The sequence below is a fragment of the Bartonella sp. AP58NXGY genome (assembly GCF_042195785.1).
Lineage (GTDB): Bacteria > Pseudomonadota > Alphaproteobacteria > Rhizobiales > Rhizobiaceae > Bartonella.
In genome coordinates, this window is record NZ_JBHIOY010000263.1 from 1 (window position 1) to 701 (window position 701).

At 40.4% G+C, this 701-nt stretch carries 1 protein-coding gene; it reads left to right on the top strand.

Features of this window, described 5'->3' with window-relative positions:
* Window positions 1-101: 101 nt before the first annotated feature.
* Window positions 102-491, top strand: a complete 390-nt coding sequence (locus ACFINC_RS10835) for a helix-turn-helix domain-containing protein (RefSeq protein WP_375617216.1) — start codon at window positions 102-104, stop codon at window positions 489-491.
* Window positions 492-701: the final 210 nt, after the last annotated feature.

Sequence of the window (701 nt, forward strand, 5' to 3'; positions counted from 1 at the left end):
AGGTGCTCGACCGCACTAAAAGCAAAATGCTGACTAGGGTTCAGTACTTGTTACTCCCGGAATACCAATGCGAGGGCGCTCGCAACCGGAGGGGAAGCAAAGTGCAAACTAAAAATTCACAGTTTCAAACCAAAAACCCACATTTTATTGATGTTTCAATCGGCAAAAGAATTCGTCAAAGACGCATGGCCATGGGGCTTACTCAAAAGGCATTAGGGAATTCTTTAGGGGTGAGTTTCCAACAAATTCAAAAATATGAAAAAGGTTTAAACCGTGTAAGCGCAAGCTGTTTACTAGAAATCGCTACACAACTACAAGTTCCAATAAGCTTTTTTTATGCGGATCTTTTAACAAAGGATATTGTCTCAAAAGACCATCACGCACACCCTGATCAATACATCTATAGCGCACAAGAATTTTCCCTTTTAAAAAACTTTAGAGAGCTTACCCGCAAAAAACAGCAAGCGATTTGGTGTCTAATCTCTGACTAGACCAAAGTGCACAGAAACATTCTTCGCGCATCTCCCCCTAAAATATAAGATTCAGATCAAGCCCCCTCAAAGGACAAAGGACCGTATTTCAAAAAACTTACCAAACAAGCCGTCCCTTAAATATTCAACATGACATGCGCACAAAAACACCTAAATTGTAAATCTATTCTCCAATACCAACCTCACAGAACGGTGTTTTAGGGCATGATA